The organism is Paenibacillus sp. YYML68 (genome assembly GCF_027923405.1).
Taxonomy (GTDB): domain Bacteria; phylum Bacillota; class Bacilli; order Paenibacillales; family NBRC-103111; genus Paenibacillus_G.
In genome coordinates, this window is the sequence record NZ_BQYI01000001.1 from 955,679 (window position 1) to 980,755 (window position 25,077).

Below are 25,077 nucleotides of genomic sequence, written 5' to 3' on the forward strand. Positions count from 1 at the left end.
CCCAAGTAGTGCTCGTCGAGCCAACGAAGCCTATCATAGCATAATCGCTAGGGACGGGTACAGAGGCAGGTGACATGGTCTGACATCTGCGTTAGGCCTAAGCTTACGCTGACGGCTAGACTCCTCGATGTGCAATCGGCAGAACGATCTTCACGGTCGTACCGACAGTAAGCTCGCTCTGGATGTCGAGATGACCGCCATGCTCGGCTATCATCTTCTGGCTGATCATGAGGCCAAGTCCGGAGCCGCTATCCTTGGTCGTGAAGAACGGCTCACCTAGCCGCTGCAGCACCTCGGGCGGGATGCCCGGGCCGTTATCGGCGAACGTCAGCACCAGATGTCTGTCCTCGATCAGCTCGGAGCTGATGTCGATTCGGCCTCCATTCGGCATCGCTTCGATCGCATTTTTCATCACGTTAATGAACACCTGCTTCAGTCGATTCTCCTCACAATATACATGCGGCAGCGTCTTGTGCAGGCTAGTGTGTACCTCGACATTCCGGAGATTCGATTGCGATTCCAATAGCGAGATCACATGCTCAATGATCGGTGACAGCGGGCGGTTCTCGAACGTCGCAGCCTGCGGCGGCTTCGCCAGCATGAGCAGCTCGTTAATGATCTGCTCGATCCGATTGAGCTCCGAGATCATAATGTCGAGGTAGTAATCCTTGTACTCGGCGGCGGTCTTCATGAACTGGGTGAAGCCCTTCAGCGAGGTGAGCGGATTGCGAATCTCATGCGCGATGCCCGCAGCCAGCTGCCCGGCTACAGACAGCTTCTCCGTGTTGCGCAGCAGCTCCTCCGTCCGCTTCCGCTCGCTAATATCGCGGCATACGATGGAGATGCTCGTAATGTCACCATCGGGTCCAACAATTGGAGAGATGGTCATGCTGATGTCCAGAATCTCCCCGCTCTTCTTGCGGCGTTTCGTCTCGAAGCTGGAGATCTTCCGGCCTTGCAGCGCTTGACGGAGCAGCAGCTCCGATTCAATCCAGAGGTCGTCCGGGACGACGAGAGGCAGCTTACCGACTAGCTCGGCCTCTGTATACCCGTAGCAATTCTGGAACGATTGATTCACTCGCAGCACCTTGAATTCGGTATCCAGGAAGGAGATGTTGTCCCCGGCCTGCTCAATTAAGGAGTTCAGCTGAAGCTTCGTCATGTGCAGCTCATCGTGCAGCTCCTTCTGCTTGGTGACGTCGCGCATGAAGATCGATACGCCTGACTTGGCCGGGTAGGAGCTCACCTCGAGCCATTTGTCCAGCATTGGGAAATAAAATGGGAAATGAACAGGCACTGCTTCCTCCAAGGCGCGCTCGCATTGCTTGTAGAAGCCGGAATTGATCCATTCGGGCAAAATCGTATGCAGGCCGCGGTTCAGCAGCGATTCCCGACTGTAGCCAAGCAGCTGCTCGGCTGCGCGGTTGACGTATATAAACTCGCTCTTGCGATTCAGCATGACATAAGCATCGTTAATCATCTCAATCCAGGCGGACATGCGGGTCAGTGCCTCGGCGAGTGAGTCCTCAAGCGACTTGCGCTCCGAAATATCCTGCAGCTGCATGTAGATATAGGACGGACCTTGGCTGTTGCCAAGCAGTCCGCAAGCGTTCAAGCTCATCCAGACGGTCCCTCCGTCTGCGCGCTGCCAGCGCAGCTCTGCCTCGTATTGCGGCATCGTTCCGTTCACGAGCTGGCTCAGGTTGTGCATGCAGAGCAGCAGATCTCCGGGATGCAGCAGTGTCTGCAGATTCATACGCTGCAGCTCCTCCGAGCTGTAGCCGAGCGTCTTGCACAGCGACTCACCTGCCATGACGAGATTGCACTCTGTATCGAGCAGTAGCGCCCCGTTCGGGGAGCTTGCGAAGTGCTTGAGCGCCAGCTCGATCAGTACACGCTCCAAGGCGGGGGACTGTTTGCTCCGTTCACCGTTATTTATAGATGGGTGTGTCCGGTCAATCATCTTGAGTTTCCTCCAGATTCAACATGTATAAGGCTTAATTATTCGTCAAAAATCTACAATTCCCTTTTTTTGACCACTGTATAAACATTAAATTTACATAAATTTCTTGCTGACACAGGGTAGGATGAAGGATGCGAAGAAAGTAGAGACAGGTTTATTTTCAATGCCATATTTAGAAGTCGCTGTTAATATAATACAACATCTTAGCAGGTTGATCGAACCAATTCTGAAGATGAGGGGACGGCGCGGAGCATGATGAGAACTTATGGACATGGTTACCCTGTGAAGCAGGGGCTATACGACCCAGCCTTCGAGCACGACGCCTGCGGCATCGGCTTCATTGCACATATGAAGGGCGTTGCGTCTCATGACATTGTGGCAGCAGCGTTAACGGTGCTGTGCAATCTCGATCATCGGGGCGGGCAGGGCTGTGAGTCGAATACCGGGGACGGTGCTGGTATTTTGGTGCAGCTGCCGCATGCTTTTTTGCTCAAGGTGAGTGGTGAAAGCGGTCTGCAGCTGCCACAGCCCGGACGGTATGGCGTCGGGATGCTGTATGTGCCGAAGGAGGAAGCTGCGCGGCTCGTCTGTGAGCGGATCGTGGAGGAGCAGATCGCGGCTGCAGGGCTGTCTCTGCTTGGGTGGCGGACGGTGCCGACCTGTAGCGAGACGCTCGGTGCGGCGGCGCTGTCTGCGGAGCCGTGTGTGCGGCAGGTGTTCATCGGAGCGTCAGATGATCTGGAGGACGAACTGGCGTTCGAGCGTAAGCTGTACACTATTCGTAAGCGTATCGAGCGTGAGGTGCGCGAGTCGGCCGAGGCGGGGCGTCTGTATGCGGCGAGCCTATCGAGCCGGACGATTGTGTACAAGGGGATGCTGACACCGGAGCAGGTGGACCGTTATTATACAGACCTGCAGGACCCGGACTTCCAGTCGGCGATTGCTCTAGTTCACTCGCGCTTCAGCACGAATACGTTCCCGAGCTGGGAGCGGTCGCATCCGTATCGGTACCTCATTCATAACGGGGAGATCAATACGCTGCGGGGCAATGTGAACTGGATGCACGCCCGGCAGGCGATGTGCCGCACGGAGCTGTTCGGCGACGATTACGACGCAATATTGCCGATTATCGACAGCACGGGCTCGGATTCGCAGATGTTCGACAACTGCCTCGAGTTTCTACTATTATCTGGTCGCTCGCTGGCGCATGCGGCGATGATGATGGTGCCGGAGCCGTGGTCGAAGCATTCGACGATGAGTGATGAGAAGAAGGCGTTCTACGAATACCACAGCTGTCTGATGGAGCCGTGGGACGGTCCTGCGGCGATCGCGCTGACCGATGGCAAGCAGGTGTGCGCCGTGCTCGACCGCAACGGGCTGCGGCCTGCGCGCTACTATGTGACGAGCGACGACTGGATCGTGCTGTCGTCAGAGGCAGGCGTGCTGCCGATCGCGCCGGAGCGCATTGTGGCGAAGCGGCGTCTGGAGCCGGGGCGCATGCTGCTCGTCGATACGGAGGCGGGCCGCATGATCAGCGACGATGAGGTGAAGGAGCGCATCGTGCGCGAGGCGCCGTATCGCGAGTGGCTGGACCAGCAGCTCGTGTCGCTGTCTGCGCTGCCCGAGGCGGAGGGGGTCCTCGTTGAGCCGCCGTTAACGGGCGAGGCGCTCGTGCGTAGTCAGCAAGCGTTCGGCTACACGTACGAGCAGCTGCGCAAGCTGCTGGAGCCGATGGCGCGTACGGGCGTCGATCCGATCGGCTCGATGGGCTACGATGCGCCGCTCGCCGTCCTCTCCGAGCGCCCGCAGCTGCTGTACAGCTACTTCAAGCAGTTGTTCGCGCAGGTGACGAATCCGCCGATCGACGCGAACTTCGAGGAGATCGTGACGGCGCAAGGGACGACGATCGGACCGGAGGGCAGTCTGATCGACCCGAAGCCCGAGTCGTGCCGTCACATCAGGCTGGAGACGCCGATCTTGACGAATGCGGAGCTGGCGAAGCTGCGCCATATTGAGCGGGACGGCTTCCGTGTCGTGACGCTGTCGATGCTGTTCCCGGCGGCGGACGGCGCTGCCGGGCTGGAGACTGCGCTTGCGCGCCTGTTCCGCGAGGCGGATGAGGCGCTCGGGAGCGGGGCGACGCTGCTCATCTTGTCGGACCGCGGGCTGAGCGCTGAGGCGGCGGCGATTCCGGCGCTGCTCGCCGTGGCCGGACTGCACCATCACTTGATCCGCGAGGGGACGCGGACGAAGGCGGCGCTGCTCGTCGAGTCGGGCGAGCCTCGCGAGGTGCATCACTTCGCGCTGCTGCTCGGGTACGGAGCGGGAGCGATCAATCCGTACGTCGCGTTCGACACGCTGCAGTCGATGGCGGAGCAGGGGCTGCTCGCAGGCGTCATCGCAGAGAAGGCGGCCTTGAATTACGTCAAGGCGGCGACGAAGGGCGTCGTCAAGGTGCTGGCGAAGATGGGCATCTCGACGATCCAGTCGTATCGGGGGGCGCAAATTTTCGAGGCGATCGGGCTGGATACGTCGGTGGTCGAGCGGTATTTCACCTGGACGTACACGCCTGTGGGCGGTGTGAAGCTGGAGCAGCTGGCCGAGGAGACGCTGCAGCGTCATCGGAGTGCGTTCGGCGCAGCAGGAGCGGTGGGCGAGCGGGTGCTCGACACAGGCGGTGAGCTGCAGTGGCGCAAGGCAGGCGAGGACCATCTGTACAGCCCGGAGACGGTGCATGCGCTGCAGACGGCTGTTCGCACGAACGACTACAGCCTCTATAAGCGGTTCGCGAGTCTTATCCATCAGGAGAATGAGCGGTATATGACGCTGCGCTCGCTGCTGTCGTTCCGCGACGGGCGCGAGCCGGTGCCGATCGAGGAGGTCGAGTCCGCCGAATCGCTGTTCAAGCGGTTCAAGACGGGGGCGATGTCGTTCGGCTCGATCTCGCAGGAGGCGCATGAGAGTCTGGCGATTGCGATGAACCGGATCGGGGGCAAGAGCAATACAGGCGAGGGCGGCGAGCATCCGGAGAGGTTCACCCCTGATGCTAATGGCGACCTGCGGCGCAGCGCGATCAAGCAGGTGGCGTCGGGACGGTTTGGCGTGACGAGTCATTATCTGGTGAACGCCGATGAGATTCAGATCAAGATGGCGCAGGGGGCGAAGCCGGGCGAGGGCGGTCAGCTGCCAGGCACGAAGGTGTACCCGTGGGTCGCTGAGGTGCGCGGGGTGACGCCGGGTGTCGGTCTGATCTCGCCGCCGCCGCATCATGACATCTATTCGATAGAGGACTTGGCCGAGCTGATCCATGATTTGAAAAACGCCAACCCCCACGCCCGCATCAGCGTCAAGCTCGTCTCCGAAGCTGGCGTCGGCACGATTGCAGCTGGAGTCGCGAAGGGCAAGGCCGACGTCGTCCTGATCAGCGGCTATGACGGCGGCACAGGCGCTTCGCCGATCACGTCGATTCGGCACGCGGGCTTGCCGTGGGAGCTCGGCCTTGCCGAGACGCACCAGACGCTCGTGCTGAACAACCTGCGCAGCCGCATCTGCGTCGAGACGGACGGCAAGCTGATGACCGGACGCGACGTCGTCATCGCTGCGCTGCTCGGCGCGGAGGAGTTCGGCTTCGCGACGACGCCGCTCATCGCGCTCGGCTGCATTATGATGCGCGTGTGCCATCTCGATACGTGTCCGGTCGGCGTGGCGACGCAGCATCCGGAGCTGCGCAAGCGATTCGCCGGGGACCCGCAGCATGTGGTGAACTTCATGCGCTTCGTCGCCGAGGATACGCGGGAGCTGATGGCGGCGCTCGGCTTCCGCACGATCGAGGAGATGGTCGGCCGTACCGAGGTGCTGGAGACGAAGCAGGCGGTAGCGCATTGGAAGGCGAAGGGCGTCGACCTGTCGCCGCTGCTGCACCAGCCGGACGTCTCGGAGGACGTCGGACGGTATTGCTCGCTGCGCCAGGACCACGGCCTCGACCGGTCGCTCGACCGCACGGTGCTGCTGCCGCTCTGCGAGCCTGCGCTTGAGCGGCAGGAGAAGGTGCACGCCATCGTGCCGGTGCGCAACGTGAACCGCGTCGTCGGCACGCTCGTCGGCAGCGAGGTGACGCGCCGCTACGGCAAGGAGGGACTGCCGGCGGAGACGATCCGTCTGCACTTCGACGGCTCCGCCGGGCAGAGCTTCGGCGCCTTTGTGCCGAAGGGGATGACGTTGTCGCTCGCGGGCGATGCGAACGATTACTTCGGCAAGGGGCTGTCGGGCGGTAAGCTGGCGGTGTTCCCGCCAGAGCAGTCGCCTTTTGACGCGGAGGAGCATATCATTATCGGCAATGTGGCGTTGTACGGAGCAACGGACGGCGAGGCGTACATTCGCGGCATCGCGGGCGAGCGGTTCGGCGTGCGTAATTCGGGCGTGCGCGCGGTCGTGGAGGGCGTGGGCGACCACGGCTGTGAGTATATGACGGGCGGGCGCGTCGTCGTGCTCGGCCGTACGGGCCGTAACTTCGCAGCCGGGATGTCCGGGGGCATCGCCTACGTGCTCGACGAGGACGGGACGTTCGCGGAGCGGTGCAACCAGGAGATGGTGCTGCTGGAGACGGTGGAGGAGATCTATGAGGCGGAGGAACTGCGCAATATGCTGCAGCACCACGTGACGTATACGGATAGCGCGGTGGCGCATCGCGTGCTGCAGCAATGGGAGCAGTATGTGTGGAAGTTCGTGAAGGTGATCCCGAAGGACTACAAACGGATGTTCGAGGCGATCGAGCGCGTGAAGCGGTCTGGTCTGTCGCAGCAGGAGGCGATGCTCGTGGCGTTCGAGGAGAATCGGCGCGATGTGTCGCGGGTGGGCGGCAACTAGGCGGTCGTCGGTGGTGCTCATCGGTGGCGGTCATCGAGGGGGAGCGGGTACGAAAGCTGGCGGCGGCCAGGTGGTCGCAGCGGTCATTCAGAAGGAGGAGCGGTCGATATGGGGAAGCCAACTGGATTCATGGAATATGAGCGCGAGGCTCCGGCCGAGAGCGGGCCGCTCTTGCGCCTGGCGCATTGGAGCGAGTTCGCCGTTCCGCTCGAGGAGGAGAAGCTGCAGCGGCAGGGCGCGCGCTGTATGGATTGCGGCATCCCGTACTGTCATACCGGCTCGATGCTGAGCGGGCTGGCGGCGGGCTGTCCGGTGCAAAATCTGATCCCCGAATGGAACGATCTCGTCTATCGCGGTCTATGGCGGGAGGCGCTGGAGCGTCTGCATAAGACGAACAATTTCCCCGAGTTCACAGGCCGCGTATGCCCGGCCCCGTGCGAGGGCTCCTGCACCGTCGGCCTGAACGGCTCGCCGGTGACGATCAAGAGCATCGAGAAGGCGATCATCGACCGCGGCTTCGCGGAGGGCTGGGTCGTGCCCCGGCCTCCGGCGGTGCGCACGGGCCGCAAGGTCGCTGTCGTCGGCTCGGGGCCGTCGGGGCTCGCCTGTGCCGCCCAGCTCAATGAGGCAGGCCACAGCGTGACCGTGTACGAGCGGGCGGACCGCGCAGGCGGGCTGCTCATGTACGGCATCCCGAACATGAAGCTCGACAAGTCGTACGTGCAGCGCCGTGTCGACCTGCTTGCCGCCGAGGGCGTCACGTTCGTGACGGGAACGGAGATCGGCAAGGACATCCCGGCTGCGCAGCTGCAGGAGCAGTTCGACGCGATCGTCCTGTGCGGCGGCGCGACGAAGGGGCGCGACCTGGTAATCGAAGGTCGGGAGCTCGACGGTATTCATCTGGCGATGGAGTTCTTGTCGCGCAATACGAAGAGCCTCCTCGACTCGGGGCACGAGGACGGCGCCTTCCTCTCGGCGGAGGGCAAGCACGTCATCGTCATCGGCGGCGGCGACACCGGGACCGACTGCGTCGGCACGTCACTGCGTCACAAGTGCGCGAGCGTGACGCAGTTCGAGATTATGCCTCGGCCGCCCGAGACCCGCCAGCCGGGCAACCCTTGGCCGGAGTGGCCGAAGGTGCACAAGGTCGACTACGGCCAGGAGGAGGCGGCCGCCGTCCAGGGCGACGACCCGCGTCGATATTCGATCTCGACGAAGAGGTTCGTCGGCGACGAGGCCGGCCGCGTCAAGGAGCTACACACGGTGCAGATCGAGTGGAGGCCGGACGATCAAGGCCGATTCGTGCCCGTCGAGGTGCCGGGCAGCGAGAAGGTGTACCCGGCGCAGCTCGTGCTGCTCGCGATGGGCTTCGTCGGACCAGAGCCGACGGTGCTCGAGCAGCTCGGCGTGGAGCGGGACGCGCGCAGCAACGCGAAGGCGGAGTACGGTCGGTACGCGACGAGCGTGGAGGGCGTATTCGCAGCGGGTGATATGCGACGGGGGCAGAGTCTTGTCGTGTGGGCGATTCACGAGGGCCGCGAGGCGGCGCGTGAGGTGGATCGATATTTGAAGGATTCGAAGGGCTGAGGGTAGTGGGATGAGGGGGCGGCTCTGCCTGGCTGGATGTGGTAGGTGACGGGTTCTGGATGGCAGAGCTGCTTCGGTTGTGATGGGAGATGCGGTGTAAGTGGATTTGGGGATCAGGCTGGGGGGAGCTGATCTTTGAGTTCACTTTTTTGTGTAGCCTCGATGCTTCCATGCTTCATTTTACAGACCTAAGAGAAGATGCTATCGTGTAACTATGCATTCCAGATTTTATACTATAATCCAATTTTGAAAAGCGTGGTCTCTGTACGGATGTTGGCCGCTATTCTGAATCACTAGCGTTACAGCTACTATATAAAGGAGAGGTAATATGGCAGTTGGTTTCAAGGCAGGCTTGTTATGGTATCCGGTTGGTCAAAGTGACTTTTTGCATTCCTTCTTTTCAACAATTTCTTATCATCTCGAGCCTCAAGGCTGGGGAACGAGATATCCATACCTAATGAACCAACTATATTATAGTAAGGTTCATCATAAGAATCTTCAGCTACTATTAAGCGAAGTAGTTGAGGTTAGAGAAAAGTTAAAAGACTATTCTCCTTCACAAGCTATTTGGGACATTGAAGATCTTTCAAAACAACCGCCTTGGGGAAATGATATCAGTGAGGAGATCACTAGTCTTGAAAATTATTTTGTCACTTACGATGGGAAGGATTTGTTTGATCGATTTATTCGGGCAATTCATGAAGCTTTAGAATTAAAATTAGACCTTGGAATACATGAATCATAGTAACTCATCATTGACAGCGGTGAAGACGTTCTAGTTTGGACTGTAAAGTAAATCGTGGAACCTTTGAGATAGATTCAAATGGGACATACTGTCGCCGCTCTACTTCCGCCATTAGAAGTGAGCGGCGAAACTGAGCAAGGCAAAATCTATCCGAATAAACGTACGGTTGTCAAACCACTCCATCGTCGAAATGCGCCGAATTTCTTTTGAAATCTGCCGTAATTCAGATGGTTTTTTATGCCTAGTTCAAAAAATGCTGGTTTGATCGTTACTGCCTCTATGGTACATGAATTAGAACTGGCCTAGGTACTTCTTAACGTTCCTTACCAGGTATGGTGCCGCCTGATGATATCCTCGGAAGGAATATGATGAACGCAGTTTTTCACTCGGGCGGCAACCCGTTCGATATTCAATCGATAATCACCTGAACCAACATAGAACATGACAATCTCAAAGCCTTTATTCTTCGCTTCACGCATTTGACGAATGACGTTACCGCCTGCTAAAGTTGTCTCGATTGCCACTGCCGTTTTTGCCAGCGAACACAAACATGGTTGCAATGGAGTTATTCATTTTGGAGCTCCGAATCCTCGATACGTTCTATTACGCCATTGCTATATTCCTTAACCAAATGACCATCACTTGTCTTATACACAATATAGGTTCCATTCGCTTTTGCATCCAATTTAGCTTGATCGCCTGTTAGTTTAATGAACTTATGTAAGTCCTGCATCCGGTTCACACGCATCACCGCCTGAGTATAATTGTAAGATTCGGCAACTAGCCCCAACCATCTGTGCCTAAAATTATAGCATAAGAACCTTTACACAACAGCTAGTGTCATGATCGATCTCTTGATGATACGTGTCAGCAATCGCTTCAGTACCTATAGAGCAAATGTATAAGCTCATCACTATACTCAAGTTATCTCGTGGTGAAAATCGTCATGCAAGGTAACTAGATTGATAAGTTCTGCACTCACAGACCTATCACGTCTCGTTCTAGGTGGCAACCTGTGCTAGTGAATAAATTTAACGTGAGGATTGGTGATTGCGACGGTGAAGTTATTTCAATTAGAACCTGAAGTGCCGGGTGGTTTTGGAGATCATAGCAAGTTCTTGTGGGATGAAAATGGACTGATACTCAGGCCCTCCTCTACCCAATTTCAAACACCTCGTACCCACGGTTAACGTGTCAATGAACGATTACACTAGCACAAACTGGGATGAATACGATTTTTACATTAAAAATAAGGTAGACCTAATTGTGTCAGACAGGGCAATGGACGTACTGAGAAGGTTTAAGCTAAATCATTGCGATTGGATTGAATTGTAGGTCCAGGTAAAGGATGTGTCAGAGTTGGCCGTTGGCTTTAAAGTAAACTTCTTCTGGTTTCCAGTTGGCACAGGTGACTTTTTACATTCATTTTTTTCAACAATTAGTTACCATCTAGAATCAGAAGGATGGGGGACAAGGTACCCTTATTTGATAAATCAGGTATATAATGGTAAGTTAGGAAGCTATGATGTTGCAAATGTACGAGCTGAGCTTATGGAAATAAGGGAAAGGCTAACAGAATACTCGTCGTCGCAAGTAATATGGGATATTGAAGATCTTTCAAAGCAACCACCATGGGGAACTAATATTAGTAAGGAAATTACCTCCTTATCAAACTATTTTGTTACAAATGATGGTAAAGATTTGTTCGACGTATTCTTGGAAGCATTAAATTGTGCATCCAAGTATGACTTTGATCTTGAGATACATATCGTATAATAAATGGATATGTATAGTAGCAGTGTAGACTTATTTATGCTTAGACAACGAATGAGGTCGGTTTGATCCTACTGATCGACTCCGAGGCTGTTTGTCAACGCTCACGTAATTTGTCGGTGAAATCACCACCGCCAACGACGTGAGCGTTTTTGCTTCAGTCAAATTAATTGCTGATGATGTAATGGGCGGTTGTTTTGCATGAAATTCGAACATGCTATCCAACAAGCCCCCCAACAGCCTCACAAGGCCATCAGGGGGCTCCACACCCAAGATCTATCTCATCCACACGTACCGTTCGTTAAAAAATTCTCCGCTTCCAGCCCATCAGCTTCGCCATCGACTCCACGTAGTAGTAGTCGCCGTAGATCAGCGACACATCAATGTTCTGCCCCGCTGGCTTATGTCCGGTGCCCGCGATCAGGATCGCCTCATGGTTAGGCTCGTCCCATGTGGCGTAATGGGTCGTCAGCGACAGCAGGATGCGTTCGGCCGCTCGGCGGTACGGCAGTCCCGCAGCGCCCGGCAGCGCCTCGGCGAGCTCGAGCAGCCCCGACGCGGCGCAGGCGGCCGCCGACGTGTCGCGCGGCTCGTCGTCGAGCGAATCGGCCGCGCGGAAGTCCCAGTGCGGCACCGCGTCCTCGGGCAAGCACGCGATGAAGAAGTGCGCGACGCGCTGCGCGGCCTCGAGATACTTCGTGTCCCCGGTGTACCGGTACACGTTAGCCATCCCGTGCAGCGCCCAGGAAGCGCCGCGGCTCCATGCGGAGCTCGGGCCGGCCCCTTGGCCGCCGAGCGATTCGATCAGCTCGCCGCTGGCAGGGTCGAAGCTCAGAATATGGTTCACCGAGCCGTCCGGACGGATGAAGTGGTTCACGACCGTTTCCGCATGCATGCGGCCCACCTGCTCGAAGCGCGGGTCCTCCAGCTGAGCCGCCGCCCAGAACAAGAGCGATAAGTTCATCGACGAGTCCACGATCGCCCAGCCCCGCTTGTCCTGATTCCAGGCCCGCAGGAACTTGCCTGCATAATTGAACCGTCCAGCCAAGAAGTTAGCGGCATAGACCGCCCGACGCAGCGCATCGCTGCAGCCTGTAAGCTGATGCTTAATGACAGCGGTCGGCAAGAACTGGAATCCGACATCGTGGTGGAAGTTGTTGTCCTCGGTGAACTTGCGCTCCAGACGAATATCCCATTCCCAAGCCGCTGTCTTATAATGCTCCTTGCCTGTCATGTCGTATAGAATCCACAGGATGCCCGGCCAGAAGCCCGACGTCCACCAATCGAGACGCATATCGTCGTAGATGCCGTCGTCCTTCGCCACGTGCGGTGACTTGTCCCCGAGCTGTCCGATCATCCGATCGACCTTCACCTGCAGCTGCTCCCACACCTCGGGCAAGATGCCCTGCAGCTGGGCTGCTTCCTTCCATTGCTCATGTAGCTGTGCCATGCTTCGTGTCCTCCTTAGTATCAGATAATAGGATCAAGCCAACGTAACCACTCTATTCTTCCCATGTGACCCAAGCTGTCGGCAGTCCCTCGCACTTCACGCTGATGACCGATACGGATCGCCAAGACGTACTGTCGCTGCTTCGCTGCTCCGTCGCAGAGGCCGGGCCTCCTGCCGAGAAGAAGCCCGTCTCCGTAATCGCCGCAGGCAGCGCACCGTGAGGATCGATATAGATGCCAGCACGGCCTCCGGCCAGCTGCATGAGCCGCGAGCCGCGCACCGTGCCGAGGTTATCGAGCAGACGTCCGTCCCCGCTGAGACCGAAGCGGACGAAGTGCATCGCATCCGCGCAGAAGTGCCCTGCCGCATCGTAGGCTCTCGCCTCGACATAGACGCGCCCGTCAGCCTGCTTCTCGGCATGCACCTTCAGCTCGACAGGCTCGCCCCATGTTGCCGTCGTGTACTCGAACGTGTGCTGGTCCTCCACCGTGACGCCGTCCTTCCAGCCGATGACGCGGAGCTCGTTCTCGCCAGCGAGGAACGGTGATTCCCAGCGCAGACCCGCGCAAGGGAAGCTTTGCGAGTCGCGCTTTTTCCTCCCGAGGCTGACGCCGTTCAGGAACAGCTCGGCTTCGTCGCAATTCGAGTACACTCGAATCAGCTTGCTCTCGTTCGGCGCTCCCCACCGTACAGGCATCGTATGGCCGTAGATACGAATCATCGGCTGCTCGCTCCAGTACGATTGGAACACATAGTAGGCGTCCTTCTTCGTGAAGTCCCGCTCCACGATCCCCTTCATGTTCAAGTAAGGAATTGGAGAGTCCGGCCGCACCGGTGTGGCAAAATCTTTAAACGACCACTGCGCCGCGCCCGTCAGCCAGTCCATCTTCTCCTGCGCCTTCAAGTACCAGTCGATCATATCGCAGAAGTACGTCTCCGACCAATCCCCGTCGCGGGAGACGCGCGGCTCTCCGCCGATCAGCAGGTAGTCGCCGTCGCGCTCATCGGTCTGACCTTCTCCGCGCGGGATCAGCTCGAAGCCTGTGAACGGCTGCTCCACATGCCGGGTCGCCAGATTGTCCGCTCCCCACTCCATATGGAAGAACGAGCGCACATGCTCGAATGCCTGACGGCTGCTGCTCTCATAGTCGGTATAGATGCCGCGATACCAGCCCGCCCAGATGGAAGGCGAATACACATCGACGATATCTTTGCAAAATTCACAGCGCCGTATCGCCGTCAGCCGGCTCGGATCAAGCGCATGCGACAGCTCGTGCAGCTCCTGCATGAAGTCGCGAATCTGCTGCTGGTCGAAGTAGTCGAAGTCGCATTCCCAGTCGTTCTCATTGCCCAGTCCCCACAATATGACCGATGGATGATTATAATGCTGCTCAATCATCGACTTCAGCATATCGCGGCATTGCTGCTGGTACGACTCGCCCCCGAGTCCGCCGCGGCACCACGGAATCTCCTCCCACACGAGCAGGCCGAGCTCGTCGCAGCACTCGAGCACGATTCGCGATTGCTGGTAATGACCCAGACGTATGAAGTTCGCGCCCATGTCCTTGATGAACTGCAGCTCGGTACGGATCATCTCCTCGGTCATCGCTGCTCCGACGCCTGCGTGGTCTTCGTGACGGTGCGTGCCGCGCAGCAGTAGTCGCTCGCCGTTCAGCTTGAACGGGCCGTGCGGCACGAATTCGAACGATCTGACACCGAAGGCGGTCTGCTGCGACGTAATGCCGTAGCGGCTCGACAGAATGACCTTGCACTGGTACAGATGAGGCTCTGTCGTCGACCAGAGCCGCGGCGTTTCCAGCACCGTGTCGAGCACCGCTCGCGACTGCTCCCACGGAACGGTTGACATCCGCTGCTCGGCCACCAGATGACCCGTTGCATTGCGTATACAGACCGTAATGTCTAGTGCATCGTCCTTCCCCAGCGGATTGTACAGCTCGGCTCGGACTTGAACGCTGCACGTGCCGTCCTCCCGCAGCACTGGCTCGACATGCAGCTGCTTCCACGAGATCGCAGGGACGTGAACAAGATTCACGTACCGATACAGCCCGCCATACAGGTTGAAGTCACTCGCATCCGACGGAATCGTCTCCAGCTCCCGGCTGTTGTCGCACACAATCGCGAGCGGGATTTCTCCCTCGTAGCGCTCCAGCTCCCCGGCTGAGGCCGCCGCCTCCGTAATGTCTACCGTGAATTCATCGTAGCCGCCGAGGTGCTCGCCGACGAGCTGCGTGTACACGTAGACGCTCGTCCGCTGACCCGCGCCCTCGAAGTGAAGCAGCGTCCGGCCCTCTGGATACGGATTGTGCTCGGTCAGCCGGGTGCGGTACCAGCCGGGTCCTTGGTAATATTTCGTATCCGGGTCCATGACATCCAGTGCGTTGTACGTATGTGGCAGTGTAACCGTATGCCACGGCACGTTGTAATGGTTATTCAGCTTGTCCGCTCTCCACACTTCCCAGACGCCCCCGAGGCTGCCGGTGTAGTGCTCCCACGAATCGATTAAGCGCTTCTTCCTCAACGGTTGTGCCTCCTCTTGTCGTCCTTCATGCTAGCTATGATTTCCATACGCTGTTGCTTCTTATAACTATATGATAGCAGTCCGCGGGGCGGCTTTGTTGCACTCCTTTATGATAAAATGTTGTTACATTACGATGCTGCAGCATACGTGCTTGCGGGCGAAGGAGACACGAGCGTCGATGAAGCTGATGAACTACATGAACCTGAACCGGCATCCGGTTCAGCTGTCGTTCCATAAGGATCGGTCCCATGAATTTGTTGAAATCTATCACGCGCACCAAGGGATGGAGATCTTGTATGTACACGAGGGGCGGGGGCATATCGTGGTGGACAAGCAGATCTTCGAGCTGCGGCCGGGGGCGCTCTTCTACTTCCGTCCGTACCAGCTGCACCGGATTCGAGTGAACGGACTGCCCGAGCAGCCGTACATCCGTTCGCTGTTCGTATTCGAGCCCGCGGCTCTGGAGGCGGTGCTGGGCGCGTTCCCGACGCTGCAATCGTTCCTGCGCCAGCTGTACCGGGACCCCTCGACCCCGCAACAGCTCGGGGAGCTGCCGCTATCTGACATCGAGGGGCTGCTGCATTACTATTCTGGTGCGCTGGAGCGATGTCCCCCTGAGCAGCTGCTGGAGGAGCAGCTCTTCTTCCTGAGCACGCTGCTGCAGCGCATTCGATCGGCGTGGGTTCAGCAGAGCGAGGCGTCGGGAGCGCAGGCGGCGCATGTTGGGGGCAAGGTGCAGAGCGCAGCGGAGCAGATGCTGGAATGGCTGGAGGACCATTACACGGAGTCCTTCGAGCTCGATCAGCTGGCGCAAGCGGTGCATCTCACGCCCAATCACGTCTCGAGCCTGTTCCGCCGCAGCGTAGGCAGCACGATCACGGAATACATCACCGCCCGGCGCATACGCCAGGCGTGCTGGCTGCTTCGTACGACCGACCTTGCGATCAAGGAAGTGGGCGAAGCAGTCGGCTACCCGAATTTCTCCTACTTCTGCCAAGCCTTCAAGCGTCACGTCGGGCAGACGCCGTATCGGTTCAAGAGGGAGGAGGGGTAACGGAATGCTTCCTGTATTGACTGGGTGTCATTGCATGGAATCTCTTGAAAATCAAGCTGAATTGAGGCACGCTGTTATATCCGACGGACTCGGCAATTTCCTTGATCGTCAACCCATTATCTTCCATTAACTCCACAGCCGCTTTCATTCGTAATTGATTCAGATACAATATAGGAGAAATCTTAAATACTTTAGAATACGTATTGCTCAAATAGGTGGGGTGTACGCCGACATAATCAGCCAGCTCTTGAAGAGAGATAGGGGTGTTGTAGTTTTTCCGGATATATCGATTTAACTGAATTAATCGTGGATCGATCCGCTCGCGGTTATTAGGCGTCTGCGGGGGCTTATTCATAGGTTGAAGCAGCTTTATGATCCGCGAGCAGCTGTTTTCATTCGGTGTCTCTTCATTTAATAGGGCTTCAAACGGAGTACGCTCAAAGTCAGTCAAGTAGAAGTCTCTAGGCATGTTGATGCCACAAGTAAATTTAATTCCTTGAAGGGTGACAGGGCGGCTGTTCTTATTATGTATGGAAAAAGGACCGTGACTGCTCTGAAAGAGTCCCGGTGTCTTGTCATTTAATTCAACTTGGATACGATTCACGTGTATATGTACGGCATGATCGGATTGGATATAGATGAAGTCATATTTGTGGGTATGCCATCGTTCGGACTCGCCAGGGAATAGGACTGCGCTCCTAATAATAGTATGTATTCTCATAATATCCCCCATTTCCAAGTATATTAACAATTTACATATGTTTATATTCTACAGATTATATTGTACAAGACTACAACGAATGGTAGATTGTGTAATATGTCGTATCATAACATATGGAGACGATTATATGAACTTTCAATGGGACAATGTCGAACAATTTGCTCAATATGTAGCGCAAGGTGAGCGATCCTTCTCGGATAAAATCAACTTCCTGCTCGATTTGAAGGCGCATACATACACGTGTGATTCAAGGATCAGCCCTCTAGATTACTTTGAATGGGTGTCAAGGCTGTCGGCTGTTTGCCCCTCTACGGCCTTGAGCTTTTCCATGCATCTCTACACGCAGTGGGGGATGCAGCATATAGTTCCAGACGAGTTGCGGGATACAATCTTGCACACAGACTCGGACGACGCTAAGTTATTTGGATCATTGAATGAGCCTGGCATTTATTTTCTAAGGGAAGAGCAGCTCAATCCTGAGCATTTCTTAATACGTGCCATCCAGACAGACGACGGCTACGTTGTTAATGGGGTTAAGAAATTCGTATCACTTGAGCCATTTGTCCACTTCCTGCCTGTGTATTGTTATGTAGAGAACCCGCGAGACCAAGAGGCGCGAATTGCGGTCCTGCTCCTGAGAAAAGGGGCTGCAGGCATTCATATACAAGCCGATTGGGATACGATATCTATGTCTGAGAGTTACAGCAACAGTGTGTGCTTCGACAATGTGCATGTTCCACATACGGATGTTCTTCTTAAGGATAAGGACGCCTTACAGCAAACGAATGTGTTTGCCTATTTATTTCGATTAAGCATTTCCTCGGTATATTACGGTATTGCTCAGCATGCCTATCAGCTGGCTCTAGACTATTGCAAGAGCAAGCAAGTGCCTCATACGAATCGTACGTTGTCCTTCTTCCCTGGCGTTCAATTTTCAGTTGCCGAAATTGCAATGCTGCTCGAAGGAAGTCGTTCCCAAATAATTCGATATTGCGAGCTGCTTCACTCCTATCTTGAAGGCAAGCCTTCAGTGGATCATATCCCGATCATCAGCTTGATGACTAAGGAGATCGTAGTGAACCACGCGGAGCAAGCTGTCAATCTCGCAATGAAAATCGTTGGAATCAGCAGCATTGCCAAGCATCATGTTCTTTCGAAGCTATATCAAGATGTGAAGGCGGGTCAATTCCATCCCCCTCAATCCGATGTGACTTACGAAATGATCGCCAAGCATGAGCTCGGTGTGTTGACTCACCGATCCCGCTGGTTATAGAAAGGAGTCACGTGATGAACGTAACATTCGACATCCCATTGAAGCTTATAGATAAGGTAGAGCTTTTGCTGGAGCGAATTCCATATTTGTCAGAAAGCATTTCGGGCATGGTGTACAACAAGGATAAGCATACTGTGGAGTTAACTGTGAAGGACAACGATCTTCATTCGAAGGTCATGAACGAGCTGAGAGAATCATATCACGAATTGTGCAGCAGTCTTGAGAACACTCGAGTCATCAAGGAACGGGTGGTCAGGAGCAACCTGACCCCAGATCCCGATCTACATGAGCGCACGGCTCTTAAGGCAGCGGACGGTTTATTCTACATGGATGAGTATGACATGATGGTGATGGAACGCTTGGATAAGGAATTTACCCGAATAGCAGTGAAGCACGGGGCCGAGCAACGAGAATATCCATCTATATTGAATAGAAGCAATATGGCACGCAATCAATATCACATTCATTTTCCACAAAACATATACGGGGTTACATATGTGCCGCATGAATACAAGGCGATTACCAACTTTCGCAAGCTGGCTCTAGTTGAATCGAATGACGAGTCCTTCGTATTTCATGGTGAGATCCTGCAGCCTTGTATATGCTACCACTGCTATGAAGAGCTTCAAGGCAAGAGGCTGCTGGATGGGACTGTGCTCACGGGGAAAGGCAAATGCTTCCGTCACGAGATTGAATGGAGAAAAGATAACTTCAGACGCAACGAATTTACGATGCGAGAAATTGTTTATATCGGAACAGCTGAATCCGTCGTGCATAAGCGCGATCAAATAATGGAGGATGTATGGCGTTTTTTTGGCTCCTTAGGTCTCAAGGGGAGGATTGCAACAGCGACGGATCCCTTCTTCTTTAGCGCGGACTTGAAGACTAAAGGAACATACCAGATGATGAGCAACGCCAAATACGAATTGCTCGTGACTATATCGAGCGGTAAGGAAGTTTCTATCGCTTCCTTTAATTACTGTCAAGACCTGCTGTGCTCCAAGTATGACATAACGGATGATCACGGAGCCGTGCTTCACTCCGGCTGTGTGGCCTTTGGGATTGATCGCTGGAAGGAAGCACTTAAGGATACACATGGCCAAGATTTGGAGCAGCGGCTTGCTATGGATGTCGGAAGGGGGATGCTGCTTTGACGATTCCACAAGTGTCGATGCTCGAACAAGTGGTGACGAAGAAGTTAAGTGAAGTTCTCAATCGAGAACTTCATCTGGATCAGGGGGCGGACTTACGGAGTGAAGGTCTGGATTCCATCAAGATGATCGAGTTCATTGTCAATCTGGAGGTTGAGTTCGATATCCAGATTGATGATCAGGACCTGTTAGTTGAAAACTTCTCAACCGTTCACAAAATTACAACATTACTCTCACAAAAATACGGGGTGTAGCGATGAGTCGTTTCGTTATTTTGGTTGAGTCTGGCAACCGCGGCGCAGAGATTCCCTACTTCAATAAACTGGGGCTTCAAGTCATCTTCCTTACTTCAGGTGTAGTTCCCTACGATCCACATCATATCGATCAAGCTGCACAGTTCATTGCGGACCGAGGAATCATCAAGTATGAACGACTTGCTGAGATTATTCGTGAGCTTCATCATTCGCATCTCATCGAGACGATATGCTCCACAAGTGACTTCTTCATCCCTTCGGTATGTCAGCTATGTGAGACTTACGGATACCGTTCCTTAAGCTCCAGCGCCGCGTTCACTTTTCATCATAAGGATAGGTTCAGGGCTAGACAAAGGGAGCTGCAATATAACGTTCCGGAATTTTATGTGTTTGAGGATATAACGGCCGCAGTACAGTTTTATCACAGCTCTGATCAGAAGGTATGGATCTTTAAGCCTGTCAATGGGAATGAATCGGTAGCCGTGCAGCTCATTCAGTCTGAGCAAGGACTCAAGGATTGCTATAAGCAGCTGCAATACCTCTCCCGATATACAGGCGCCTTATTGAAGCCCAGCTTCATATTGGAGGAATATATCGAAGGGAACTTGTACAGCTGTGAGTTTATGGTGTCAGGTGACCAGCTTCAAGTATTCGGGGTAACGAATCGACTCATGAGCCGGCCTCCTTATTTCGTTGAATTAGGGTATACGTTTCCCATTCAGGGGGACATTGCACAGCTCGTTATTGAAGAAACGAAGAGATTCATTCAGGACTTTCAGTACGATTTTGGTCCCTGTCATATCGAGTATATTGTCAGCCCGGATAACCGCGTATATATCGTAGAAGTGAACCCGCGGCTGGTTGGTCCGCCGAATCCATGGATGATTGATCATGCATTAGGGATCTCTGTTTTTGACAGTGTATGTTCCTTATATGTGACAGGGACCATATCGGATAACGCTTCATACAATCATAAGTACTCCGCATGTCTGGAGGTTACTAGCCCGGTCGAAGGATATTTGAACCGATTACACCTCGAGGGGAACTACTTGAATCGGGATGATGTTCTTGTCATTGTGCAACAAGAGCAGGAAGCCTATATCCATCGTGCGACATCCAATACGGATATTTTGGCAAGGATTCTCACAGTGGCCGACAGTATGGATGGAGCTCAGAGGCTTGCCCAAGAGATATACGATCGTGTACGTCTTGAGGTCAATGTGAAGCCGCTTACGTTACCGAAGCATGATGAGTGGTCCATCTAGAGCTGCATGCAGTGACAGCTCATAAACGGGGGAACTTATGATGAAACAAGCTACAACCCAGGTAGGACATCCGCCTAGTCCTCTCCAAAAGCCCAAGCTGATGAACATATATAGCTGGACGCTTCGATTTCTTAAGCCGTATAAGTGGTTATTTGGTGCTAGTCTACTATTGGGATTAATGATGGCTTCCGCACAGGTTGCTATACCTACATTTATTCAACTGCTGGTGGATGACATTCTCCCAGCTCAGGATGTGTCGAGATATCAGGAGATACTCATCGTATTAACAGGTGTGATTGCTCTGGTCATCATCGCGACCATTGTGAAGCATGTAGCGGATCGTAAGGTGCAGGAGTGGGTTGCCGGAGATATGCAGATCGGAGTATTTCAGAAGATGCGCAGTCTTGGGTACTCGTTCTATGAGAAGCATCCTGTGGGCGAGATTTACTCCTTGTTTCATACCGAGGTCGAAGCCCTTCAGAAAATTTTTCGACAGTACCTTCCGACGATTATTCAATATGCGATTACGTTCGCGGTTACGTTTACATTCATGGTCATGCTGAATTGGCAGCTCACCCTAGTATTCATTCCAGGTATTGCTATCTACTATATGATCGGTCCCTTCTTCGAAAGAAAGTCTGCGCAATATGCCAAGAAGCTGGCTGACTCTCATGCAGAGCTGAACAAAAAGCAATACGATAGTATCTCAGCCTTGATGGAGCTGCGCGCTTATGGGCGGGAGAAGTGGAACTTAGATCAGTTGCTGGAGCGAGATCGAGGGACAGCGGAGATCGATGTCATCTATTTCAAGCTCATTAACTACCGTGGGGCATTTCGAAGAGTTGCGGTTTATTTCAGTGGTGTATTGATGTTTATCGGTGGATATTATTTCGTTAAGGAACAACTGCTCACCTTCGGACAGTTTATAGCTTTTACACTGCTATATTACAAGGTGATGTTTGATCTCACGATACTGATTACGAACTTGACCGAGCAACGGGTGTTGCTGCAGCAGACGATTCGCCTATATGAATTTATGGAGCTTACGCCTGACGTAGTTGAAATTGAACATCCTGTACACCTGCGTGAAGTTCAAGGGAAGATCGAATTCCAGAATGTTCGCTTCGGCTATACGTCCTCCTCGGATGTGGTGAAGAACATGAGCCTTGTCATACAACCAGGTGACAAAGTCGCATTGGTTGGTACGAGCGGACATGGGAAGTCCAGCTTGATTAAGCTGTTATCCAGATTTTATGACCCGCAAGAGGGCGCTGTTTATTTAGACGGGGTGAACTTGACCCAGCTATCGTTACGACAGTTGAGAGAGAGTATTGGATATGTCTTTCAGGAAACGTACTTGTACGGAGGTACGGTCAAGGAGAACATACGATTCGGCAAGGAGCAGGCGACGGATGACGAGATTATTGTAGCGGCCAAGGCTGCTTCAGCTCATGAGTTTATTATGGCATTGCCTCAACAATACGATACGATCATCGGAGAGCGCGGGAACAAGCTCTCAGGTGGTCAGCGACAACGCATTGCGATCGCTCGTATGATCTTGAAGAATCCAGCCATCGTAGTCTTGGATGAAGCGACATCGGCCCTTGATCATGAGAGTGAAGCGGAGGTCAAACAAGCATTGGATCAATGGTTTCATGATCGAACGATGATCGCGGTCGCACATCGAATATCGACGATTCAAGATTTCGACAAAATCGTAGTCATAGACAATGGTCAGATCGCTGAGGCTGGAACCTACGATAGCTTGCTTGAGAACAAAGGGGCATTTTATCAGCTTCTGATGGGAGAGAAGGGAAATGCTGCAGACGCTTAGATGGATTTTCAGCTATATTTCACAAGTCAAGCTCCTATACATTACGGCATTAGTGTTGTTACTTGTCTCGGTTGTAACGAATTTGCTTATTACGATCAGCCAAAAATATATCATTGATGATGTGTTTATTTCTGGCAATTATGAATTGTTTCCGTATTTCCTGATGTTCTTTATTCTCATGGCTTGCTCATACATCGCATCGTGGTGCTTTAAAGATATTTTATTCAAACGAGCCTCAGACAAGCTGCGACTGATCATGAGAGAAGAGTACATGCAGTATCTGTATCGTATGCCCATCAAAGATTACCAGAAGGAAAGAATCGGAAGCTTCGTCTCTTACTTAAATGAATTCATAAACTCCAAAAATGTGTACATATGGACCTTCCCGAGATTAGTCGAAAAATTGGTTCATCTCCTATTTCTATTAGCGATTGTCGGGTATGTAATGCCAGAATTGTTAGCGATCATTATTCCTCTCTCTGTGCTCTTCATCATTCAAGGCAAATATTTTGGCTCGCGAATTCAAGCCTTATCGATCGAGAAGAATGAATTAAAGGCAAAGCACAATGTCCATATTGAAGAGGGAATATCCTCCTCAAGAGAAGTAATTGCCTTTCATAAAGCTGAATGGGAAATGAACAAGCTTAAGCAAAGCTTTCAAAAGTATATCGATAACATATTCGACATGGTTAAGCTGGAGAAAAGACAGCTGTACCTGACTGAACCATTACGATGGAGCTCCAATCTGTTGATTCTAGGGTATGGCGGATATCAGGTCATTCAAGGGAATGTGTCGATCGGAACATTTGTCGTGTTCTATCAGTTATCTATTCAGATGCTAGACGCCATTCAAGGGGTGTACAGTTCGACGATGCAATTTTCCAGTGCGTATGGAGGCATGTTCAAGGCGAAGCATATTATTCAAGGAGATCAGATTGATGTCGGGGACGTGGAGCTCACTCACGCCATCGAGAGCATAGTCTTGAAGGATGTCAGCTTCTCGTATCGAGATGAACAAGCCAAAGTTCTGAAGTCGATCTCGCTGCAAATCCCAATAGGGAAGAAGCTGGCCATCATAGGGGAAAGCGGCTCTGGCAAGTCAACGATAGCACAGCTTCTCCTTCGGTTCTATGAACCGGATGAAGGGAGCATCGAAGTGAATGCCGTCACTCTCAACCATATAAACAGAGAGTCATGGTCGCAAAAAGTGAATGCGGTGCTACAAGACGCTTATCTGTTTCCCGATACGATCCGAGCCAATATCGTGATGGGAAGAAGCTGTTCACAAGCACAACTGGAGCAGGCCTGCCATATTGCTGAAATCCACGACACGATTATGGAGCTACCGAATGGTTACGAGACGCTGCTCGGTGAGCGCGGCGTTACTTTATCTGGTGGGCAACGACAACGAATCGCCTTGGCTCGAGCTATTCTAGGAGACCCAGAAGTGTTGATTCTGGATGAGGCTACGTCAGCGCTGGATTTGGAGACAGAGAGGAGAGTGATGGCGAATATCGATGCAGTAAGAGAAGGAAGGACAACCATCATTATCGCTCATCGCTTATCGACTGTTGAGAATGCGGATGTGACGTATTCAATTAGCTAACAGATGGGAAACATGTATGAAGTATATACTCTAACATATATCGGAGGTAACATGGATATTTTGCAAATTGTTAATCATATAGAAGTGACGAACTATACGGTATTAATCAATCGCCATAATGTTGCTGTTGTAAGAGGAACGTATAAGAACGGAGATGCCTTAATAAAGATTTTTGGCAAAAGAGAAGCATATGAGCGAGAAGTGGAGTGTAATAAGCTTTTAACTGCTCATAACTTGCGGGTCCCTCCATTGATTGATGCTTTGCAAGTAGATTCATATTTCATTATGGTTCAGAAGTGGCTTGAGTCCGTACCGTTGGATCAATGGTATCCGAAGCTCACCTTGGAGCAACAAGTTCATGTCATGAATCAAGCGGGAGCAAGTCTTAGCCAAATGCAATTTTCTATATCAACTATAGAACTTTCGCAATCGAAATTTTGGCATCGGTTTGAACACAACGATTTTAGTGAATTTTCTTGGAAGCAATATATTTATTCTCAGTATGACAAATGGAAAGGAAGAATTAAATTTACAGAGATCGATCTTCAGCTTGGCCTTGATCAAATGGTCAACGACGTCGGCATCGCTATCGAGGGAATTGATAGTGTTGAACGTATCACCATTCTGCATTGCGACTTTATTTTCCGAAACTTATTGGTATCTACGGAGACTAATAACCTGCTGGCCATTATCGATTTTGAGAATGCGCTAATCGGCGACCCGTTGTATGACTTGGCCAAACTAACGTGGGTTGATTTGGACCCTAAGAAGGACCAGCAACAAATCCAGGCATTGATTCAAGGATGGAACAAGTACGCAGATACTAAATTTGATCATAGTATTTTCAACACTTACCAAGCTTTACAGGCGATTGCAGCAATATCTTGGGTGGATAAGCAAGAGGAGCTATCAGAAAGTAATTACGCATACAGAAATCGAGCCATACAGTTTATTTCGAATCTGTTAGTAAGGTAGTGATACACATTACAATCATAG

17 protein-coding genes and 1 pseudogene are annotated in these 25,077 nt (G+C 53.1%); 12 read left to right on the forward strand and 6 right to left on the reverse strand.

The features are described 5' to 3' along the window. Window positions 1–115 precede the first annotated feature (115 nt). Window positions 116–1,963: a PAS domain-containing sensor histidine kinase gene (locus tag PAE68_RS04355; RefSeq protein WP_281884453.1), complete on the reverse strand. Its 1,848-nt coding sequence runs from the start codon at window positions 1,961–1,963 to the stop codon at window positions 116–118. 255 nt (window positions 1,964–2,218) lie between these two features. Here PAE68_RS04355 and gltB point away from each other — a divergent pair, with 255 nt between their 5' ends. From gltB to PAE68_RS04370, 3 genes are all read left to right on the forward strand, one after another. Continuing rightward, window positions 2,219–6,829 (forward strand): glutamate synthase large subunit, encoded by a 4,611-nt coding sequence (gene gltB / locus PAE68_RS04360; protein ID WP_281890890.1) that lies wholly within the window; start codon window positions 2,219–2,221, stop codon window positions 6,827–6,829. Between the two features lie 108 nt (window positions 6,830–6,937). Continuing rightward, on the forward strand, window positions 6,938–8,416 hold the full coding sequence (locus PAE68_RS04365; protein WP_281884455.1) for a glutamate synthase subunit beta: 1,479 nt from the start codon (window positions 6,938–6,940) through the stop codon (window positions 8,414–8,416). A gap of 328 nt (window positions 8,417–8,744) precedes the next feature. Further along, window positions 8,745–9,161, forward strand: a complete 417-nt coding sequence (locus PAE68_RS04370; RefSeq protein ID WP_281884457.1) for an immunity 70 family protein — start codon at window positions 8,745–8,747, stop codon at window positions 9,159–9,161. Between the two features lie 329 nt (window positions 9,162–9,490). Here PAE68_RS04370 and PAE68_RS04375 read toward each other — a convergent pair. Next, window positions 9,491–9,679: pseudogene (locus PAE68_RS04375) on the reverse strand (hypothetical protein); the annotation flags it as partial. A gap of 47 nt (window positions 9,680–9,726) precedes the next feature. Then, window positions 9,727–9,903, reverse strand: coding sequence for a hypothetical protein (locus PAE68_RS04380; RefSeq protein WP_281884461.1), 177 nt, complete (start codon window positions 9,901–9,903; stop codon window positions 9,727–9,729). 617 nt (window positions 9,904–10,520) lie between these two features. Here PAE68_RS04380 and PAE68_RS04385 point away from each other — a divergent pair. Beyond that, the gene (locus PAE68_RS04385) at window positions 10,521–10,937 is read left to right on the forward strand and encodes an immunity 70 family protein (RefSeq protein ID WP_281884464.1); all 417 of its coding nucleotides are present in this window, start codon (window positions 10,521–10,523) and stop codon (window positions 10,935–10,937) included. 298 nt (window positions 10,938–11,235) lie between these two features. Here PAE68_RS04385 and PAE68_RS04390 read toward each other — a convergent pair whose 3' ends face one another. Both PAE68_RS04390 and PAE68_RS04395 read right to left on the reverse strand, forming a co-directional pair. Beyond that, window positions 11,236–12,384, reverse strand: coding sequence for a YyaL domain-containing protein (locus PAE68_RS04390; RefSeq protein ID WP_281884467.1), 1,149 nt, complete (start codon window positions 12,382–12,384; stop codon window positions 11,236–11,238). Window positions 12,385–12,436: 52 nt separating this feature from the next. Then, a complete protein-coding gene (locus tag PAE68_RS04395; RefSeq protein WP_281884469.1) occupies window positions 12,437–14,923 on the reverse strand; it encodes a glycoside hydrolase family 2 protein in 2,487 nt (828 codons plus the stop codon). Window positions 14,924–15,101: 178 nt separating this feature from the next. On the opposite strand from PAE68_RS04395, the gene PAE68_RS04400 reads away from it, so the two are divergent. Continuing rightward, window positions 15,102–15,977 (forward strand): AraC family transcriptional regulator, encoded by an 876-nt coding sequence (locus PAE68_RS04400; RefSeq protein WP_281884471.1) that lies wholly within the window; start codon window positions 15,102–15,104, stop codon window positions 15,975–15,977. Here PAE68_RS04400 and PAE68_RS04405 read toward each other — a convergent pair. Further along, complete coding sequence (locus PAE68_RS04405; protein ID WP_281884474.1) at window positions 15,958–16,698, reverse strand: helix-turn-helix domain-containing protein; 741 nt, start codon at window positions 16,696–16,698, stop codon at window positions 15,958–15,960. The genes PAE68_RS04400 and PAE68_RS04405 overlap by 20 nt on opposite strands. A 127-nt stretch (window positions 16,699–16,825) precedes the next feature. Here PAE68_RS04405 and PAE68_RS04410 point away from each other — a divergent pair, with 127 nt between their 5' ends. The 7 genes from PAE68_RS04410 to PAE68_RS04440 all read left to right on the forward strand — a co-directional run bounded on the left by PAE68_RS04410 (window position 16,826) and on the right by PAE68_RS04440 (window position 25,056). Then, window positions 16,826–17,971 (forward strand): acyl-CoA dehydrogenase family protein, encoded by a 1,146-nt coding sequence (locus tag PAE68_RS04410; protein WP_281884476.1) that lies wholly within the window; start codon window positions 16,826–16,828, stop codon window positions 17,969–17,971. Between the two features lie 65 nt (window positions 17,972–18,036). Next, window positions 18,037–19,125 (forward strand): class-II aminoacyl-tRNA synthetase family protein, encoded by a 1,089-nt coding sequence (locus tag PAE68_RS04415; protein ID WP_281884478.1) that lies wholly within the window; start codon window positions 18,037–18,039, stop codon window positions 19,123–19,125. Continuing rightward, window positions 19,122–19,376, forward strand: coding sequence for an acyl carrier protein (locus PAE68_RS04420; protein ID WP_281884480.1), 255 nt, complete (start codon window positions 19,122–19,124; stop codon window positions 19,374–19,376). The genes PAE68_RS04415 and PAE68_RS04420 overlap by 4 nt, the downstream gene beginning before the upstream one ends. Before the next feature lie 2 nt (window positions 19,377–19,378). Continuing rightward, window positions 19,379–20,641 (forward strand): ATP-grasp domain-containing protein, encoded by a 1,263-nt coding sequence (locus PAE68_RS04425; RefSeq protein ID WP_281884482.1) that lies wholly within the window; start codon window positions 19,379–19,381, stop codon window positions 20,639–20,641. 169 nt (window positions 20,642–20,810) lie between these two features. Then, window positions 20,811–22,475: an ABC transporter ATP-binding protein gene (locus tag PAE68_RS04430; RefSeq protein WP_281884485.1), complete on the forward strand. Its 1,665-nt coding sequence runs from the start codon at window positions 20,811–20,813 to the stop codon at window positions 22,473–22,475. Continuing rightward, window positions 22,459–24,081, forward strand: coding sequence for an ABC transporter ATP-binding protein (locus PAE68_RS04435; protein ID WP_281884487.1), 1,623 nt, complete (start codon window positions 22,459–22,461; stop codon window positions 24,079–24,081). Before PAE68_RS04430 ends, PAE68_RS04435 begins: the two co-directional genes overlap by 17 nt. Before the next feature lie 51 nt (window positions 24,082–24,132). Next, entirely contained in the window at window positions 24,133–25,056 is a 924-nt protein-coding gene (locus tag PAE68_RS04440) for a phosphotransferase family protein (RefSeq protein WP_281884489.1), read from the forward strand. Window positions 25,057–25,077: the final 21 nt, after the last annotated feature.

Bases quoted from the DNA above. Each gene is read 5' to 3' on its own strand.
- PAE68_RS04405 (WP_281884474.1), bottom strand. From the start codon at position 16,698: ATGAGAATACATACTATTATTAGGAGCGCAGTCCTATTCCCTGGCGAG.
- PAE68_RS04355 (WP_281884453.1), bottom strand. From the start codon at position 1,963: ATGATTGACCGGACACACCCATCTATAAATAACGGTGAACGGAGCAAA.
- PAE68_RS04365 (WP_281884455.1), top strand. From the start codon at position 6,938: ATGGGGAAGCCAACTGGATTCATGGAATATGAGCGCGAGGCTCCGGCC.
- PAE68_RS04410 (WP_281884476.1), top strand. From the start codon at position 16,826: ATGAACTTTCAATGGGACAATGTCGAACAATTTGCTCAATATGTAGCG.
- PAE68_RS04390 (WP_281884467.1), bottom strand. From the start codon at position 12,384: ATGGCACAGCTACATGAGCAATGGAAGGAAGCAGCCCAGCTGCAGGGC.
- gltB (WP_281890890.1), top strand. From the start codon at position 2,219: ATGAGAACTTATGGACATGGTTACCCTGTGAAGCAGGGGCTATACGAC.
- PAE68_RS04370 (WP_281884457.1), top strand. From the start codon at position 8,745: ATGGCAGTTGGTTTCAAGGCAGGCTTGTTATGGTATCCGGTTGGTCAA.
- PAE68_RS04400 (WP_281884471.1), top strand. From the start codon at position 15,102: ATGAAGCTGATGAACTACATGAACCTGAACCGGCATCCGGTTCAGCTG.
- PAE68_RS04425 (WP_281884482.1), top strand. From the start codon at position 19,379: ATGAGTCGTTTCGTTATTTTGGTTGAGTCTGGCAACCGCGGCGCAGAG.
- PAE68_RS04440 (WP_281884489.1), top strand. From the start codon at position 24,133: ATGGATATTTTGCAAATTGTTAATCATATAGAAGTGACGAACTATACG.
- PAE68_RS04435 (WP_281884487.1), top strand. From the start codon at position 22,459: ATGCTGCAGACGCTTAGATGGATTTTCAGCTATATTTCACAAGTCAAG.